The organism is Sphaerochaeta sp. PS, assembly GCF_032144095.1.
GTDB lineage: Bacteria > Spirochaetota > Spirochaetia > Sphaerochaetales > Sphaerochaetaceae > Sphaerochaeta.
This window is the reverse complement of sequence record NZ_JAVSNJ010000011.1, coordinates 15,400-33,079: the sequence shown is the minus strand read 5'-3', so window position 1 is coordinate 33,079 and position 17,680 is coordinate 15,400. Positions and strand designations below refer to the sequence as shown.

Annotated in this window: 13 protein-coding genes; 7 read left to right on the top strand and 6 right to left on the bottom strand. The window is 50.9% G+C overall.

Going from position 1 to position 17,680, the window contains the following annotated elements:
* Nucleotides 1–112 precede the first annotated feature (112 nt).
* The gene (gene thrA, locus ROJ03_RS09595; protein WP_313726824.1) at nt 113–2,509 is read left to right on the top strand and encodes a bifunctional aspartate kinase/homoserine dehydrogenase I; all 2,397 of its coding nucleotides are present in this window, start codon (nt 113–115) and stop codon (nt 2,507–2,509) included.
* A gap of 9 nt (nt 2,510–2,518) precedes the next feature.
* Nucleotides 2,519–3,790 (top strand): threonine synthase, encoded by a 1,272-nt coding sequence (gene thrC / locus ROJ03_RS09590; RefSeq protein ID WP_313726823.1) that lies wholly within the window; start codon nt 2,519–2,521, stop codon nt 3,788–3,790.
* Between the two features lie 158 nt (nt 3,791–3,948).
* On the opposite strand, the gene ROJ03_RS09585 is transcribed toward thrC, so the two are convergent.
* A complete protein-coding gene (locus tag ROJ03_RS09585) occupies nt 3,949–5,223 on the bottom strand; it encodes a galactokinase family protein (protein ID WP_313726822.1) in 1,275 nt (424 codons plus the stop codon).
* Nucleotides 5,224–5,389: 166 nt separating this feature from the next.
* Here ROJ03_RS09585 and ROJ03_RS09580 point away from each other — a divergent pair, with 166 nt between their 5' ends.
* The 3 genes from ROJ03_RS09580 to ROJ03_RS09570 all read left to right on the top strand — a co-directional run bounded on the left by ROJ03_RS09580 (nt 5,390) and on the right by ROJ03_RS09570 (nt 10,385).
* The gene (locus ROJ03_RS09580; protein ID WP_313726821.1) at nt 5,390–6,358 is read left to right on the top strand and encodes a LacI family DNA-binding transcriptional regulator; all 969 of its coding nucleotides are present in this window, start codon (nt 5,390–5,392) and stop codon (nt 6,356–6,358) included.
* A gap of 201 nt (nt 6,359–6,559) precedes the next feature.
* On the top strand, nt 6,560–8,512 hold the full coding sequence (locus ROJ03_RS09575; protein ID WP_313726820.1) for a GGDEF domain-containing protein: 1,953 nt from the start codon (nt 6,560–6,562) through the stop codon (nt 8,510–8,512).
* A gap of 631 nt (nt 8,513–9,143) precedes the next feature.
* Nucleotides 9,144–10,385, top strand: a complete 1,242-nt coding sequence (locus ROJ03_RS09570; protein WP_313726819.1) for an ATP-binding protein — start codon at nt 9,144–9,146, stop codon at nt 10,383–10,385.
* Here the strand turns inward: ROJ03_RS09570 and ROJ03_RS09565 are convergent.
* Nucleotides 10,379–11,881, bottom strand: a complete 1,503-nt coding sequence (locus tag ROJ03_RS09565) for a RecQ family ATP-dependent DNA helicase (protein WP_313726818.1) — start codon at nt 11,879–11,881, stop codon at nt 10,379–10,381. The two genes, ROJ03_RS09570 and ROJ03_RS09565, sit on opposite strands and share 7 nt — an antisense overlap.
* A 46-nt stretch (nt 11,882–11,927) precedes the next feature.
* Entirely contained in the window at nt 11,928–12,848 is a 921-nt protein-coding gene (locus ROJ03_RS09560) for an AraC family transcriptional regulator (RefSeq protein ID WP_313726817.1), read from the bottom strand.
* 171 nt (nt 12,849–13,019) lie between these two features.
* Here ROJ03_RS09560 and ROJ03_RS09555 point away from each other — a divergent pair, with 171 nt between their 5' ends.
* Nucleotides 13,020–14,114 (top strand): aminoglycoside phosphotransferase family protein, encoded by a 1,095-nt coding sequence (locus ROJ03_RS09555; protein WP_313726816.1) that lies wholly within the window; start codon nt 13,020–13,022, stop codon nt 14,112–14,114.
* 114 nt (nt 14,115–14,228) lie between these two features.
* Here ROJ03_RS09555 and ROJ03_RS09550 read toward each other — a convergent pair whose 3' ends face one another.
* The 3 genes from ROJ03_RS09550 to ROJ03_RS09540 all read right to left on the bottom strand — a co-directional run bounded on the left by ROJ03_RS09550 (nt 14,229) and on the right by ROJ03_RS09540 (nt 16,889).
* A complete protein-coding gene (locus ROJ03_RS09550) occupies nt 14,229–14,471 on the bottom strand; it encodes a DUF5320 domain-containing protein (protein WP_313726815.1) in 243 nt (80 codons plus the stop codon).
* A gap of 223 nt (nt 14,472–14,694) precedes the next feature.
* A complete protein-coding gene (locus ROJ03_RS09545; RefSeq protein WP_313726813.1) occupies nt 14,695–15,636 on the bottom strand; it encodes an ADP-ribosylglycohydrolase family protein in 942 nt (313 codons plus the stop codon).
* Between the two features lie 107 nt (nt 15,637–15,743).
* Nucleotides 15,744–16,889 (bottom strand): aldo/keto reductase, encoded by a 1,146-nt coding sequence (locus tag ROJ03_RS09540; RefSeq protein ID WP_313726812.1) that lies wholly within the window; start codon nt 16,887–16,889, stop codon nt 15,744–15,746.
* A 108-nt stretch (nt 16,890–16,997) separates the two neighbouring features.
* On the opposite strand from ROJ03_RS09540, the gene ROJ03_RS09535 reads away from it, so the two are divergent.
* A complete protein-coding gene (locus tag ROJ03_RS09535; RefSeq protein WP_313726811.1) occupies nt 16,998–17,675 on the top strand; it encodes a lysophospholipid acyltransferase family protein in 678 nt (225 codons plus the stop codon).
* Nucleotides 17,676–17,680 lie beyond the last annotated feature (5 nt).

Genomic DNA, 17,680 nt, shown 5'->3' with positions numbered 1-17,680 from the left:
TTCCATTTCCTACCCCTTCACTATGTACGCGAAACTAGCATAACCCACTATATTTGCAGTAGTTTTTTTTAGGCTTGTCCGATAAGGTAGACTATATGGGAGGGCTTTTTTGGTGAATACTATCAGAATGCATGCAGTTGAAGGTTCCAATCTGGTTTCTTTGGATGGATACGAGAAGCTTGTAGAAATCTATCGGGCAGAACAGGAGACCCATCAGGTGTTTGTCATAGCACCTCTTCGTGAGACTCGACTGGAACTTGGTACCTTGCTCTCCTATGCAAAAGCCCATGATGAACGCCTCTGGTCTGAGCTGGAGAGGAGCTTCTCCCTCTGGACAGACCTCGTTGAAACCCTCCTTGGCCCTGCATCGGGGATGAGGGTGCTCGACCGAGTCAAACAGGGTTTCTCCGACATGGAGGACCTGCTGCGTGCCATCTGGCTGGTGGAGGACATCTCCACAGGCTCCCAACACTATATCGACAGGACACTAGGCTCATGGATCGCAGACATCTGTTGCCACTACTTCACTACCTTTGGCATTACTGCCGATGCCCTTGGCTTTCCTTCAGCAATGCAACTTTCTGAGGTGAAGCCACAGGCCCTCTTTGTCTATGGGGAACTGGTCCAGGCAGAGAAGAGTGACCCCCAGGAGGGGGTGAGCGAGTACTCTGCAGCCCTTTTGGGCTCACAGCTCCACGCTGATGGCGTCACCTTCTGGAACAACCGATCGCTCTTGCGCAATGCCGAGGTATCTGAGGTCCCCTCTTCTTTGGTAATACCCACCCTCTCTTTTTCCGAAGCCACTGAACTCTCCTTCTTTGGTGCTCCGATCGTCCACCCCCAGGCTCTGTTGCCTGCCATGAATGCCTCCATCGATGTGCAGCTTCGCTGGTGGGGGGATGTGAAGGCAAAAGGCAGTACCGTTTCCAAGCATGGGACCAACGGCTCGTCCAACAAGGTGAAGGGCTTCAGCACCATCCGCAACATTGCCCTCATCAATGTGGAAGGGGCTGGCATGAGTGGGGTGGTAGGCATAGCCGGACGCCTGTTCAGTGCTATGCGTGAGGCTTCCATCTCGGTAATCCTCATCAGCCAGGCATCCAGTGAGTACTCCATCTGTTTTGCAGTCCCCGAGGCCCAGAAGGAGCTTGCCTGCCAGACAGCAAAAGAGGAGTTTTCCCATGAGCTGCAGGACCACCTTATCCAGAGCATCGAAGCTGAGGGTGAGTGCGCCATCCTGGCAGCGGTAGGCGAGCAGATGACAGGCCAGGCCGGGGTAGCCGGAAAGTTCTTCTCATCGCTGGGCAAGGCCGGCGTGAATGTAATCGCGATAGCCCAAGGTTCGAGCGAGACCAACATCAGCGCAGTCATCAAGGAGAGGGACTGCAAAAAGGCTCTTCGGGCCCTGCATGCCAGGTTCTTCCTCTCCAAGCAGGCCCTTTCGGTAGGGATCTTTGGACCCGGCAGCATTGGGGCAACCCTGCTTGACCAGATCGCCAGCGAAACAGTCAGGCTCAAGGAACAGTTCGGCCTGGACATCCATGTCCGTGGGATCGCAAACTCCACAACCATGGTGCTCGACCAGGATGGCATTGACCTCGCTTCCTGGCGGGAGAGGCTCCATCAGGATGCTGTCCCGCTCGACCGGGAGAAGTTTTCCAAACACATTGGTGCAACCTATTTCCCTCACTCCCTCATTGTCGACTGCACGACCAGCAGCCTCCTTGCACGGGAGTATGTCAATTGGCTTGAACAGGGCATCCATGTCATCACCCCCAACAAGAAGGCCGGTACCGAGCCCTATGCCTACTACCAGTCCATTTTCGACACCTGCCTCAGGACAGGTCGGCGTTTCCTCTACGAGACAACGGTCGGGGCAGGGTTGCCGGTAATCTGCACCTTGAAGGACCTGGTCCAGACAGGTGATATCATCCACCGCATCGAGGGTATCGTAAGCGGGACCCTTGCATGGCTGTTCAACCAGTATGATGGATCGGTGGCTTTCAGTGTCCTGGTCAGGGAAGCCAAGGATATGGGCTTCACCGAACCCGATCCCAGGGACGACCTCTCCGGAATGGATGTCGGACGAAAGACGGTCATCCTCGCCCGGGAGCTTGGCTATGAGGTGGAGGTGGAGAATATCCCCATCCAGAGCCTGGTCCCTGCAGAGCTGCGTAGCTTGCCCCTTGAGCAGTTCATGAACCGGCTGGAGGAGCTGGATGGACCAATCCAGGAGCTCTACCAGCAGGCCCAGGAGCAAGGCAAGAAGCTACGCTATGTGGGCATCGTTGACAACCAGGGCAACTGCAGTGCTTCCTTGGAGAGCTTCTCCTCAGACCACGCATTTGCCCAGGCGACAGGAACCGACAATGTCATCTGCTTTACCACCGAGCGCTACCTGAGCCAACCGTTGGTCATCAAGGGCCCTGGTGCAGGACGTGCCGTCACCGCAGCAGGGGTCTTTTCCGATATCTTACGCCTGGCCGCATATCTTGGCGCCAGAATCTAGGAGGTTATGATGAAGTTTGTCTCAACGAGGGACTCCTCAGTAGAAGTTTCGGCCAGTGAGGCCATATTGCAGGGCCTTGCCCCCGATGGCGGGCTCTATGTACCGGTTTCCTTCCCTTCGCTGGAAACCCTCAATGTCTATGAGGTCTCCTCCTATCCCGAACTGGCATTTGAAGTTTTGGCACCTTTCTTTGAGGATGATATCCTCAAGGATGACCTAGCCGAGATCTGCATCGATGCCTTCAACTTCCATGTACCCCTGGTGGAGCTGCATGAAAAGCAGATGGTCCTGGAGCTCTACCACGGGCCCACCGCAGCCTTCAAGGACTTTGGTGCACGATTTCTTGCCTCATGTATGGAGAAGCTGCTTGAGAAGCAACAGCGCAAGCTCACCATCCTGGTTGCCACCAGTGGCGATACCGGAGGGGCAGTGGCTGCAGCCTTTGCCAACAGGAAGGGTATTGAGGTCAAGGTACTCTTTCCCAAGGGGCGGGTAAGCAAGCGCCAGCAACAGCAACTTACCTGCTGGGGTGGGAACATCAAGGCCTATGAGGTCGATGGCAGCTTTGACGACTGCCAGAAGATGGTCAAGGATGCCTTCATGGACAAGCGACTCTCAAAGGAGTGGGGCCTCAGCAGTGCAAACAGCATCAACCTGGGACGCCTGCTTCCCCAGATGGTCTACTATGTCTACGCCTCCACACTCTACAAGGAGACCTATGGCACCAAGCCTACCTTCATCATTCCCAGCGGGAATGTGGGTAACAGCTGTGGAGCCTACTGGGCGTTCTCGATGGGTGCACCCATCGAGAGGATAACCCTCGCCGTGAATGCCAACAAGACCATCCCTGACTACCTCAGGGATGGAGAGTACAAGCCACGGCCAAGTGTTGCCACCCTTGCAAATGCAATGGATGTAGGCGCTCCAAGCAACATGGAGAGGCTGTTCAACCTCTATGGGGACATTGCCACCTTTAGGAAGATGGTCAGCGCCACTTCTGTCGACGATGAGACCATCAAGAAGACCATCAGGGAGGTCTACCAGGAGACCGGCTATGTTATGTGCCCCCATACAGCCACAGCCGAGCGTGTCAGGCGAGACCTTCCGGTCCAGGACGATACCATTGTTGTCTCCACAGCACACCCTGCCAAGTTCGAGGCCGTGGTGGAGCCCCTTATCGGAAAGAGCGTCCCGGTGCCTGAGAACCTTGCCTCCCTGCTCTCCAAGAGGAGTGAGTACAAGAGTGTAGGGTGCAACTATAAGGAGTTGTTTGAAGAGTAGGTGCTCATCCGTAGAGGTGTAGCTACAAGTTGGGTACCCCTTGCTCCCTAAAAACCTCTCTGCAATACAGGAACCCGAAGGTCGGCTGACCCTCGGGTTCCTGGTGTTTGTAGCTTTGCTTCTTCCTGTTCATGGTCATAAGTATGTCCACAACCCTCCTACTGGGCTATGCAGCAGCTCTCCCTCTCCCTCACGGCAATGACGGTTACCGAGTTGGCGCCAAAGACGGCCTCAAGGCCCTTTGTGTAGGCAGGGAGCTTCTCTGTCGGAACATAGGCCTGGATGGTACCTGCAAAGCCGCCACCATGTACCCGTACCGTGGCATCATCACCCAGGATCTCCTTGCTGATGGCTATCGCCAGGCTGAGGCCCTGTTCTGTAGGGTTGGTCGAAGCGTAGAGGTTCTGCAAAAAGCAGAATGAGCTCTCGCCGCTTGAGCGTACTTGAGCAAGGTAGTCCCCCATCTTCCCTTCCTTGAGGGAGCCCAACATCCGGGTGACCCGGTCATTCTCCCTAAAGAAGTGTATGGCCCGTAGGATGGCCCTGTCGTTCTGCAACTTTTTGTGCAAGGCTGGCAGTTGTTCGTCAAACATCTTTCTGTCGACCTCCCTCAGGTTGTGCTTTCCAAAGAAGGATGCAACAAGGCGCATCTCCCGCGGTACCGATGCGTACTCAGGGGTGAGGTCTGCATGGTTTCCCCCTGTGTCGACAATGACCAGATGGTAGCCATGCTCCTCGAAGGAAAAGGGGATGGGATTGACGATGGGGTTCTTGGCGTCCTGGAAATCGATGCTGACGATCCCCCCATTGGCGCAGGCTACCTGGTCCATAAGCCCCGAAGGTTTGCCGAAATAGGTGTTTTCGCTAAACTGCCCGATGATGGCAAGCTCGATGGAAGAGAGCCTGTCCTGGTTGAACAGATGGTTGAATATCGTTCCGCAGAGGACCTCGATGGCCGCGGAGGAGGAGAGGCCCGAACCCTTGAGCACCCTGCTTGTGGTGTTGGCCTGCCAGCCGCCAATACTCAGGCCTCGCTGCCGAAAGGCAAAGGCAATCCCTCTCAAAAGGGCTTCCGTGGTGTTCTTTTCCTCTTCAACCACCTCAAGATGGGAGAGGTCGACCTCAACGCGAGGGTACCCTTCACTGACGAGGACAACCAGGTTGTCCTTTCGTGGGGTCACGCAGGCAATGGTATCGAGGTTGATGGTTGCTGCAAGGACTTTCCCAAGGTTGTGGTCTGTATGGTTGCCTCCCAGTTCGCTCCTTCCTGCAGTGGAGAATATCTTGGCATCTTTCTGGCCGAATAGCCTGGCATGTGTTTCCAGAAGGGAAGCATAGCGCCGGTCCATATCTTCCTGGTCATACCGTTTTGCATAGAGGTGTGGATACACCGAATGCAGCAAGCCCTCTTTAATCATCTCTACCGTAGCCATCATCTCCTCCTATTGCATATCCATGGGTGTCTGGAAAAGGAGCATCAGGTGATTTTTCCTGTTCCAGTCTACCACGGATTTCTTTGTCCAATGCCCTTGTAATGCAGGATGTACACGTGTACAATACGCTAGGAACCACCCTTTGTCAATTCTCAAGGAGGCCTTGGTGCAGATTACACGTGATCAAGTGGCAAAAAAAGCCAGGGTAAGCAGTGCTACCGTTTCCCGGGTCTTCAACAACCCTGAATCGGTTTCTCCTCCCCTAAGGGAGGCTGTCCTGCTGGCAGCCAGGAGCTTGGGCTATACTCCGAACAAGGCTGCAGGCCTTTTGAGACGGAAAGGCACAGGAGTCATTGCTTTTGTGGAGTTGTCAAAAGAGCAAAGGCCATACTATTGGGGAAACCTGGATAGCTTTGACTGGTTCTTTGGCCGAAGCCTGCGCGGTATCCAGGAGGCCATCAAGGATACGACATGGCAGCTGCGCTTCTGCAAGGTGGGTAACCGATCAGAATTGGAGGCCATCGAAAGCCAATGTGATGGCATCCTTGCCTATGATGTCGACACAAGTGAGGAGATGGCCCTCTTTGCCTCTCTCTCTGTCCCCTCAGTGCTCAGCCACCATTGCCCGGAAAGGATGGGCCTTTCCACCATGAGAACCGATAACTATGTTGGAGGAATCCTCCAAGGTGACTACCTCAAAAGCCACAACTGCACGAACCCCCTCTACATAACCGGCTATCTTGATACGGTACAACCTCATCGGCAACGCCTGGAGGGGTTTCTTTCGGTGTTTCCCCATGCCCTGGTGCTGGAGACAACAATCGGAAGCCCTGACGCCATCGCAAGGATCTACGAGGAGGTCGTTACATACATCCAGCAGGGGAGTGTCGATAGCTTTGCCGCGGTCAATGACCTTACCTTGTTCGAGTTGCTGCTAACAAGCAAAAGCAGTCTCCCCAGCGTTGGCTATGATGCCTCTCCCTTCTACAGGCTCTTTTCGGGCCCTGTCGCAAGTGTGGATATCCAAAGTGGCGATATCTACCGGAGGGCGACTTCACTGCTTCTCTCCCTGATCGGAGGCTCTGGACCTGAAAACAGGGTAGTGGTTCCCCGCCTCGTTGAGTTGTGCAGCTAGGAGAACTACCTGTCACTCCCCTTTGGAAGCCTCTCGATCTGTAGCTGAAACGTCAGGAAAATGCTTTGTCAGAGCTGAGGAGTTTCTTTCTCCCAATAAATCATACATGTACTAAGATTGTAATAAGTTTTCGCAATTACGAACAATTCGTGGTATGCTAGAAGACCCCAATTGGACCCTGGGGTGTAGTAAGGGAAAAAGATGGAAACTGACAAACAATATCGTATTGCCTTTCTCTTTAACGATTTCCACAACGAGTATGGTGTGGCTATCTGTAAAGGGGCTTTACAGGCTGCCGAGGAACTTGGCGTTTCGGTAGTCTTCTTTGGTGTTGGACAGCTTGATAGCCCTGTTTTCAATACAGGGAAACGAAACCGGATATTTTCTCTTTTCTCTCCAGAGGCCTTTGATGGGGTCGTCTATATCTCCTCCTCGATCTCCAACTATGTGGGCATGGAAAAATTCCTGCAGTTTACCGAGAAATTCGGAGCTATCCCTTCAGCACATATCGGGGTGAAGACTCCTTTGTACTCTACCTTCAATGTAGACAATAGGCTGGGCATGTATGGTGTTGTCGATCATCTCATCAAGGTTCACAGGAGAAAAAAGATAGCTATCATCAATGGGACCCTGGGGGTGTATGAAGCTGATGAAAGGTTCTTGGCATACAAGATGGCCCTTGAGGATAATGGTATTGCATTTGATGTGCGCTATGCATTTGCGGGAGATTTTCTCAGGGAGAGTGGAATTCTCGCCATAGAGGAGTTCCTGGACAAGAGAAACATTGAGATTGATGCCATTGTTGGGGCCAATGACCTTATGGCTCTGTATGCCATGAAGGAGCTTCAGAGAAGAGGCTACCGAATTCCAGAGGATATCAGTATCTGTGGATTTGATGATTTGGCAAGCGCAAAAAGCCATCAACCAGCCTTGACCACCGTGCATCAGCCGGTTGTTGAGTTGGGCTATCTGGCAATGAAGGAGTTTTGTGGCAAACTTCTCTCCGGCTCTTCCGAAATAGGGGATTATCGACTCCCTGCAGAGATGGTAGTACGGCAGTCCTGTGGCTGTGGCTTTGAGACTCCTGACAAACCCCTTACCCTCTCAACGACTCAGAGAGTATCTGAAATGACGATACATGAGAGGGGCGAGCTAGATTCCATTTTCAATATCATGGCAAGGAACATCGTTGGTTCCTTTGATTATGAAGATATCAGTAAGGTTCTGGATGAGACTCTCATCCTGTGTGATATAGAGAATTTCACGCTGGCAAAATATGTCGATGATAGTGACTGCCAGATATTCTACAGTTCCAGGAAAACCCCCAAAAGAAAGATATCCTCCCAACGGTTGGTCTCCGATAGCATTGATGCTGAAGTCTCAGCAGGTTCCCTCTTTATCCTCCCCCTCTATTATAGGGACGAGGATTTGGGATTTTTCATAACCGATGCGGGATACAAGGAATTCTACGTACTGGAGGTGTTGGCAAACCATCTCTCAGGGGCCCTCAAGGGTGCCCAGCTGCTGGAGGATGCCCGCCGATACTCGGAGCGGCTGGAGAAAGAGGTAAAGTTGCGGACAAATGAGTTGGCCCAACGTTCGGCCGACCTTGAGGTGGCCATCGACAAGGTAAAGCTTGCCAATGAAAAATTGAAATGGTTTGCCGTAATTGATGACCTGACAGGGCTTTTTAACCGCCGTGGGTTTATGACCATAGCCAAGCAGAATCTTGAGCTGGCAAAAAAGAGTGGGACAGAACTGGTCCTGGTCTATCTGGACCTTGATGGTTTGAAAAAAATCAACGATACCTATGGCCATGCAAGTGGTGATACCGCCATTCAGGCCATGGCTACCATCCTCCAAAGCGTCTTCAGGAAGTCCGACATCATAGCTAGGCTGGGAGGGGATGAGTTTACCGTCCTCGCCCTCGACTGCACGCCTAAGCAGTATGAGCTCATTGCAAATCGTATGGATAGGTCTGTCGATGAGTATAATGCAAAGAGCGGTCACCCCTTTACGTTGGCTGTGTCCAGCGGTAGTGCCCACTTTACCAAGACGAACCAGCTTTCGATCGATGCCCTTCTGGAACAGGCAGACCTGCAGTTGTATAGGGTCAAGAAAGAGAAGAAGAGCCGAAACGTACGAAAGGGGTGACCATACCAGCTCTCGTAAAAAAAGTAGTTCTAAACTGCTACTTGGGACAATGAGGAACATTCCAACTTTTGTATAGCCGTTTCCTTGGATACCTGCTTACTGCCAGGATATTCCTTGCAAGCAAGGTTTTTATGGCCTCAACCAACTCCTTCTCGGTCCAACCTGTCAATACACCCGAACGACTATCATGGCTATCACTCTGGCAAAGGAGCTTTGCCAGCCTTGCAGGGGTAGAAGAAGGTTTTCTCTTTACCACATCTTCATTTTGGTGAAAATGCTGTACAACTCGGCAATTGTAGCATTGCTCCTTGCTGCCTTGCGTAGAGCAGTGTGCCAGGTTGCCACCTCTGCCAGATCTTCCTCTCTCCTGCAGGAACGATGTATCACTCTTTGGTACTGTTCTCTGGATGGCGGTATGGATGTTCTGTTTCTCGTACGGCAATTCCTTACTTTAGAATTGTTTAAATAGGTGGATGAAAATGTACACTCTAACCCTTTCTCTCCCTGGGTATTTTTCATATGAGAAGTTTCTTAACCATATTTCTGTAAAGTGTATATAATAATAATGATTAAATTCGTATTGTTATAAAGTACACTTTACAATAGTTCCTTTCCATGAGATACTACTATCATGAAATATACTCACCCTTCCTATATACAAAGACCTCTCTATCTGGACCGCATAAGGCCCCATATCGGGAGTAATCTTATTAAGGTGCTCACGGGACAAAGACGTGTAGGAAAAAGCTATATGTTCTACCAAATAATTGATGAAATACTAAAAGAGGATCCTAAAGCCACAATAGTCAGCATAAACATCCCTAGGGATCGATTTGACTTCCCCTTGGGAAGCAGCAAGGATCTGTACACATACATCTCCTCCCGTTTTAGGGATACCGACACCCATCGGGTTGTCTTGTTGGATGAAATTCAGGAAATTAACGGTTTTGAGCAGGTGTTATCAGCATTGTTTGAGAAAGGAGGGTACGATATCTATGTGACTGGGAGTAATAGCCATCTTCTCAGTGGTGATTTGGCTACCTTGCTTTCAGGGCGTTATACAGAGATAGAAATACATGGACTATCATACTCGGAATTCCTCCTTTTCCACAGCCTGAATGACTCAGAAGAGAGTCTGGGCAAGTATCTGCGACTTGGGGGACTGCCGTATCTCAGTACTTGTTCCTTGGATGATTCTATGCAAGTTCAAGCCTATTTTAACACTGTTGAAGAGACAATTTTACTCAATGATGTTTTACGGTCTCATAAAGGATCAAGCAAGGTGCTATTCAGATTTCTGGTACGGTTTCTTGCTGACAATATTGGAAGCCCTGTATCCGCAACATCCATCTCTAAATATATGAAATCCCAACATTTGCATATTAGTGTTCCATCGATACTCTCTTTCCTTGAGACCCTCGATAGGGCCTACCTTGTTCATCAGACACTATTTTATGACTTGGAGAATAAACGGTTTTTGGATATTTCTGCAAAGTATTATTACGAGGATTTAGGCTTGAGAAACTACCTGTGTGGGGGGTTCAAAGTCTCCGATAGGGCAAAGGTGATGGAGAATGCTGTCTATCTATCCCTCATACAAAATGGATACCTAGTCACAACAGGAAGGGGACCTATGGGCAAAGAAATTGATTTCATTGCATCAAAGGGTGAAGAAAAAATGTACCTTCAAGTCTGCGAGCGGTTTGAGACTAAGGAAAAGAGTGAAAGGGAATTCCACAATCTTTTGTTGCCACATGATGCATATCCTCGTTTCATGGTAACAGGGGATGTTTCCATGAATGGGATGATGCAGGATGGGATTAAGGTTTTTAGTCTCAGGCATTGGCTAAAGGAAGTGCAATACATTCAGTAGTGGGGGAGGGCATTAAGGGTATTGTTTTTAACCAATGCTTTTTTTCTCACGATTCTTGTATAGAGCCGTTTCCTTGGATACCTGCTTACTGCCAGGATATTCCTTGCAAGCAAGGTTTTTATGGCCTCAACCAACTCCTTCTCTGTCCAACCTGTCAATACACCCGAACGACTATCATGGCTATCACTCTGGCAAAGGAGCTTTGCCAGCCTTCCTGGGGTATAGGCAAGGGGGCGGCACCGTACTGTGCTTACAATCTGCTTCTGTCCATCAGGAAGATCATGCAGGTTCTGATTGCACACATCGCAACCACTGCAGCCCTCCAGCCTTTCCCCTAACAATAGGAGCAGGCTCTCTCGTATGCAGGAATCTCTCTTGGTAAAGATGGTATACAATTGTAGGAACGGAGAAGTTCCCTCTGCTTTTTGCCTTTCCTTCATTGCCTTTCTGTACTCTTCTTCACCTACCAGTACATAGGAGTGTGCCTGCTCGCCATCCCTGCCAGCCCTTCCGCTCTCCTGCAAAAAGGATGCAACATCCCTGGATAGGGTACGATGAATGACGGTCCGAATGTTCTTCTTGTCCACGCCCATGCCGAATGCATTGGTGGAAAACAGGACCCCTTCGTCGGTCTGTGAAAACCATGATTCAAGAGCCGTTCTACATTCCATTCCTAATCCGGCATGATAGTATCTGGTAGGAATCGATGGATTGGTAGTGGAAAAATGGGAGGAGGATACTTCACACTCCTTTCTGGTTGCACAGAATACAACGGCAGGCCGGTGTATCTGGTCGTTCAGGAGCATGGAAAGTGAGTGAGCCTTGCTGATGGTCTCCTGGCAGTGGTAGATGATGTTCTCCCTGTCGGAACTTCCCCGTACCATATGGGGTTTCTTTCCAAGGAAGAGCATAGCCTGCAAATCTTTGGTAATGGCTTCATCTGCCGTGGCGGTGAAGGCCAGAAGCTGTCTTACGGTCAGGTATGCGATGATGCTTCCTAAGCCTGCATAGGAGGGCCTGAAACTCTTTCCCCACTGCACAACAGTATGGGCCTCATCGACCACCAAGAGGCTGATCGTATAGGGTGAGAGGTTTGCTATGACCTGGGGGGTGAGCATGCACTCTGCATTGGTTATTACTACCCTTGCCTTGTTGCCCTCAAGTTGTTCCCATATGGCCCTCCGTTGCTCCTTTGTCTGTCCGCCCCGGATGCATACACACGCTATGTTGCTTTGCGAAAATCTCTTGACCTGGTCGTTCATCAGGGAGAGGAGGGGATATACGATTACCGTGAGGCCTTTGACAAGCAGGGAGGGAAGCATGAAGCAGACACTCTTGCCCGATCCTGTGGGAAGGACTACCAGCATCCCTTCATGCTCTGTTGTCTTATGGTCCTGTTCCAGGATCCTTTGGATGACAAGCCTCTGGTAGGGTCTGAGGCTTTGCAGCCCAAACCTTTCACGTGCTTGCTGGTCTATCAGTTCTTGCAGTTCCATCGTAGAGAAAGGGGTGGAAATAGCCGGATTGCATCACCTCGGTTGGTCAGAACAGCTGCCTGTCCTCATTGAGCAGGCTTGTGATCGACAGTGCATACTCGGTTGGGCTCTTTCCGTAGACCTTTGAAAATTGTTTTGAGAAGTGGTGGATCGAGCTGTACCCCAACTGATAGGCAATGGAGGTGAAATTCCCCTTGCCTTCCCGGATGAGCTGTTTTGCTCTCTCTAGCCTCAGGCGTGCATACCACTGCATCATGCTGTTGCCGGTCTCATGTCTGAAGATCTGCTGGGCTAGGGTGGTGCTCATCGAGCAGTGCGAGCAGATATCCTGCAGGGTCAGGTTGTCTGCAAGATGGCTTTGCATGTAGGTATTGGCCCGCTCAAAGCGGAGTCTACGGTCATTGCTCTGGCTGGTGTTGAGGATGGTCTTCTCCCTTTCGTCCTGAGCGTCATGGATCATCAGCTCCAGCAGGAATGCCTCAAAGTAGTTCTTGATCAGCTGCTGGCTTCCAAAAGGTCTGGATGGGGTGAAATCCAATTGCTTGTAGTAGGGGTCAGAGAGGTCTGTGGCAAAGGTTTTCTTGGCTTCGTTGATGATGATGGACATGAGGCTCTTGGTTTTTTTTGTGATGGGAAGCACCTTGTTCTCAAAGAACTTCATGCTGGGTGAATTGCACACAAAGGAGATTACCACCAGGCATGGTGAGATGATCTTATTGCACTCCACCGTATGGAACTCATTGGGCTTGTGGAAAATGATCTGTCCCTGCTGCAGTTGGTGGTGTTCGGTGTCAGTGGTAACAAAGACCACCCCCTTATCGACATACAACAGCTCCCAGAAGTCGTGTCTTTCCCCTTCAAAGATGAACTTATGGGGATATTCGAAGTAGTGAAAGGTGACGAAGTGAGTGACATTGATATCCTTTTTCATCGAAGAAAGAAGGAATCCATCGATATGCTTGTTCATGGATGTATACTATACCACCCTATGCAAAATGACAAACAATATGTTTTATTTGACAAATGGGAAAAGGAAAACGGGTCTATACTTTTTATGGATTCCCTTTGCCAAGAGCAGGCTAGCGTGCGGGTGGGCCAAATAGAGCCAGTCTCTGGTAACAGTACTCAGGAGGTATCTATGCAGAACAGTGAAACAAAGCTTCGCCAAGTCATTGCCGATTTCAACATTCCCGGCACCCTTACCGCGTTGAAGGCAAACCGCGAGGGCCATATCAACACCACCTACATCTCCACATTTGCTTCCGACGGTTCCATCAGGAAATACACCCACCAGAGGATCAACAGCTACGTGTTCAAGCACCCTCTCGAGGTGATGGAGAACATCAGTCTTGTAACCGGGCATATCCGGTCCAAACTGCTGGGCTCCTGTTCTGATGTTGACCTCAGATGCCTACGGATTGTAAAAACCCGCAGCGGATCACTCGTCCATATTGATGATGAAGGGGGGTACTGGAGAACCTACCACTATATTGACCATGTGAAGACGTTCAGTACCATCAAGGATACCGAGCAGGCATTCCTGCTTGGTAAGGCCATCGGGAACTTCCAGTTGCAGCTCGCTGATTTTGAGGGAAACAGGTTGCATGAGACCATCCCCCATTTCCATGACATGGGTTTGCGTTACAGACAATTGGAAGAAGCAATGGAGGTCAATCACCAGAACCGGCTTGAAAGAGTTGGCCCTGAATTGGCTTTCCTGCTTGAAAACAAGGAACGGGGCCTTGTGTTGTGGGATGGAATGGCAAAAGGGAAGGTGCCGACCCGCGTCACCCATAATGATACCAAGATCAACAATGTACTGTTCACCCCTGATGGAAAAGAAGCCCTCTGCATCATCGACCTTGATACGGTCATGCCAGGGACCATCCTCTTTGATACAGGGGATATGATCCGTACCGCTACAACCACAGGGGAGGAAGATGCCCTTGACCTCTCTACCATTGGCTGTGATGTGGATTTGCATAGGTCCCTCATACAGGGATACCTTTCCAAGGCAGATTTCCTCACACCATTGGAGAGATCGCTGATTGTTGAATCAGGTAGGAACATCACCCAGATCATGGCTGTCCGATTCCTTACCGACTATCTGAATGGGGACAGGTACTACTCCATCGAACGAGAGCAGCATAACCTCGACCGTGCAAGAACACAGATACGGCTGATGCAGGATATGGACAGCAAATGGGAACTCCTTTCCAGAAGCGTCGAGTAGCATATGGTACTCAGGATATGGCTAGCAAACAAGGTCCTCTAGCAATTATTTTCATGGTAAGGAAAAGGATCGAAACAAGGGAGAGCCGGCATCGCCGGCTCTCCCTCGATTGCCCTACTTTTCAGCAAGCTGCGCTTCAATCGATTTCAGCTCAGCCTCAAGCCTTGCCTTCTGGATTTGGAGCATCTGTTGATTTGGTTGGGAATATCCCATGTCCGAGCCATGGCGAAATCCCATGCCTCTTCCCATTCCCATACCCCTCCCGTGCATGACTCTTGCATTGCCAGTGCAAAATCCCATTCCACGACCGGTCATGGCTCCCTGTCCCTGAGGACCTGTTCCATCTCTATATGCCATCCTATACCTCCTGAGTATATGTTGTTTCCGACATATGTCGGTTATGACTATACCTTACACTTATTATTGACATATGTCAATAACTAATTCTGCCCTTGCATTCCCCCTACCTGAAGCATGCTCTCTGTTTACAATAACACCATGGATTGGGAGATGTGAAAATGGATGGCCAAAGCAGTGCGCCTTGGCCATCCATCAATACGGTAGGGTTGTCTCCAGGGTTCTAGATTTCCAGCAGTTTCTCGGCCATCTCTTCTGCCATGAACTCCAGGTTGAGGTTCTGCCTACGGAACGTGGTCTGTTTCTTGATGTAGCGTGCCAGGGTATCGGGCATCTGCAACTCCTCTTTCCAGCGGCTAGGAATCTCTTCATCGCCATAGAAGGCACCGGCCAAGGAGCCATAGATGGCACCATTTGCACTGCTTGACCCCCCTTTGTTCACTACCAGGAGCATACCTTCCTCAAAGCTGGAAGTGTGCAGCAGGGAGAAGAGGGCCAGTTGCAGCGAGTAGAGGACAGAGTCCTTGTTCTCCGGCTCAAACGAGGGCTCTACGCCCTTTGTCGCCTTGTCCAATGCAGCTTGCACTTCCGGATGGAGGCCAAACTTCTTTGCTGAGGAGAGCAGGTAGATGCCAAACCTGAAGGGTTGCTGCACATTGATGATGGCCTCCGAGATCCCAAGGGAGAGGGCCTTGTTGGCATCGATGCAGAGTTGGCTGAGGTTGGTCATGATGCTTTCTGCCTCAGCCATGGCAACAATCTCCTTGTCCGAAAGGTTGGCACCCAGAATTCCTATGGGAGCTACCCTCATCAAGGCATAGTTGTTCTCGCTTTTTGGCTGAGGGCCATCCTCGAGGATGTCCTTGAGGAGTGGGCGTACCAGTGGAGGGTCCCATTTGGCCCATTTCCGGTAGGAGGAGAGGACATGGTCGGCATCGAAGCGTTGCAGCTGTGTGATGCTCTGGGAAAGCAGGATCGCCATGACACTGCCGTCAGTAAGTTCTCCGCTCTCACCCCAGGTCCTCTCTGCCGTGTAAAGTTCCCCAATGCCTTGGGGGAACTCCTCATGGAGAGCTGTTGTCAGTTTTCCTTCAGCCTGGATGCCAAGGGCATCTCCTACAAACATGCCCAAGAGGGCTCCCGTTGCTCTATTGATTGCTTCCATGGTGGTCTCGCTTTATATAGGGGTACAGAATAGAGGAAAGAAAGAAAAATAACGAGTCTTTCCTCCGAGAAAAAAAGAGTCATTCCCTCAATTGTTTTGCTCTCCCCCTACAGGTGTTCGTGACTGGCCATGGCTTTGGAAAGTTCATCCTGCACCTTTTTCAGGTCTTCGGGAATGTTGATCTGTTGGGGGCAGAGTGGAACGCACTGGCCGCATTCGGTACACACTGGGGGGCGGCCATCCTGGCCGTTGGGGTTCTCCCATTGCTTTTTGACCATGGCATAGTTCTGGAACATCCTATACTCGTTCCAAAGGGAAAAGTTGCCGGGGATGTCCACACCGAAAGGACAGGGCATGCAGTATTTGCACCCTGTGCAGCCATTGCCCACCCGGCCCCTCATCGTCTGGCCAATGGTATCCAGGGCCCTATACTCCTTCTCGTCAAGCTTCTTGAAATCGGAGAAGGTCCTGAGGTTGTCGGCTACCTGCTCTAGGGTCGACATGCCACTGAGGATGACCTTCACAAACGGATGGCTGCCCACCCAGCGCAATGCAAAAGAGGCAGGGCTTGCATGGCTGTCAAGCTCGTCAAGGTGTTGCTGTAGGTCGGGGGGGAGGGTGGCAAGGCTCCCTCCCTTGATCGGTTCCATGACAATGACGGGGATGCCCAGCTTTTCCGCTAGCAGATACCCCTTGATGCCTGCCTGCTCCTCGGTATCAAGATAGTTGTACTGGATCTGGCAGAAGTCCCAATCCCTCGTTCTGATGATGTGTGCAAAGTCCTCGTAGATGGAGTGGAAGGAAAATCCTATGTATCGGATCTTCCCACTTGCCTTCAGTTCTTCCAGGTAGGAGGGGATGCCCAGCTCGACCATCTTGTCATACGCCTTTCCATCAAGGGAGTGTAGCAGATAGAAGTCGATATGGTCGACCTGGAGGCGTTGAAGCTGTTCATTGAAGATTCTCTTTGCATCATCGAGGGAGTTGACAAGCCAGTTGGGAAGCTTGGATGCAAGGAAAAAGGATTTCCTCGGGTACTTGTGCAGTACACGCCCGACAAAGGGCTCACTTGCCCCCTTATGGTACGGGTATGCGGTATCGATGTAGTTTACCCCTGAGTGTATGGCCAGGTCGATCATCTCTTCGGCAGGCTTTTCGTCAATTGCACCTTCCGCTGTCAAGGGAAGCCGCATTGCCCCAAACCCTAGCAGTGAGGTGGTGATGCCCAATTTTTCAAATGACCTGGTTTCCATATTTGTCGCTCCTTGTCCTAACCATACCACAAAAAGGGAAGGTAGGGAAAAGGAAGATTTTTCAATTCTCCTCTTTATCGCTGACGGTCTCTCTGCTATAGTTTGGCCATGAAACTATCGGAAAGATTCGTCAATGCTGTATTGAGATGTTTTTTTAGGGTCACCTGTCGTATAAACCTTGAAGAACTGAAGAAAGTCCCCCAGGATGGTCCCCTTCTCTTGCTGGCTAACCATACCTATGTCCTTGATGGACCTATGCTCTATGTGTTTCTCAAGCGGAGCAACCTGCTTGCCATGGCAAAGAAGGAGTTGTGGAACAACAAGTTCCTTGGCTGGGTCATGGGTTTGTGGCGAAGCATACCTGTCGACCGTGAGAATATGGGCCGTGAAACCATGGAAGCCTGTCTGGCGGCACTGGACCGCAAGGAGATTCTTGCCATGGCCCCCGAAGGGACCCGAAGCAAGGACGAGTGCCTGCAGCAGGGCAAGGCCGGGATAGCCTTCTTGGCCCACAAGAAGGATGCTCCCATGGTGCCTGTGGTAATCTTAGGGCTCACCAGCTTTGCAAAGAATCTCAAACATCTGAGACGAACTCCCATCACCATAGCGGTGGGAAAACCCTTTGAGATCATCCAGAAGGGGGGGCGTATCGACGCCACTACCCGCGAAGCCCTCATCGACGAGATCATGCTCAGGATGGCGGCCCTCATGCCCGTTGAGAAGCGGGGCTACTACAAGGACAGGAGTCTTGAGTTCTCCCTGACCCGGGAGCTTGCAAACTCCTAGATTCT

Coding starts and splice junctions, on each gene's coding strand:
- thrC (WP_313726823.1), top strand. CDS start 2,519: ATGAAGTTTGTCTCAACGAGGGACTCCTCAGTAGAAGTTTCGGCCAGT.
- ROJ03_RS09585 (WP_313726822.1), bottom strand. CDS start 5,223: ATGGCTACGGTAGAGATGATTAAAGAGGGCTTGCTGCATTCGGTGTAT.
- ROJ03_RS09575 (WP_313726820.1), top strand. CDS start 6,560: ATGGAAACTGACAAACAATATCGTATTGCCTTTCTCTTTAACGATTTC.
- ROJ03_RS09570 (WP_313726819.1), top strand. CDS start 9,144: ATGAAATATACTCACCCTTCCTATATACAAAGACCTCTCTATCTGGAC.
- ROJ03_RS09565 (WP_313726818.1), bottom strand. CDS start 11,881: ATGGAACTGCAAGAACTGATAGACCAGCAAGCACGTGAAAGGTTTGGG.
- ROJ03_RS09560 (WP_313726817.1), bottom strand. CDS start 12,848: ATGAACAAGCATATCGATGGATTCCTTCTTTCTTCGATGAAAAAGGAT.
- ROJ03_RS09555 (WP_313726816.1), top strand. CDS start 13,020: ATGCAGAACAGTGAAACAAAGCTTCGCCAAGTCATTGCCGATTTCAAC.
- ROJ03_RS09550 (WP_313726815.1), bottom strand. CDS start 14,471: ATGGCATATAGAGATGGAACAGGTCCTCAGGGACAGGGAGCCATGACC.
- ROJ03_RS09545 (WP_313726813.1), bottom strand. CDS start 15,636: ATGGAAGCAATCAATAGAGCAACGGGAGCCCTCTTGGGCATGTTTGTA.
- ROJ03_RS09540 (WP_313726812.1), bottom strand. CDS start 16,889: ATGGAAACCAGGTCATTTGAAAAATTGGGCATCACCACCTCACTGCTA.
- ROJ03_RS09535 (WP_313726811.1), top strand. CDS start 16,998: ATGAAACTATCGGAAAGATTCGTCAATGCTGTATTGAGATGTTTTTTT.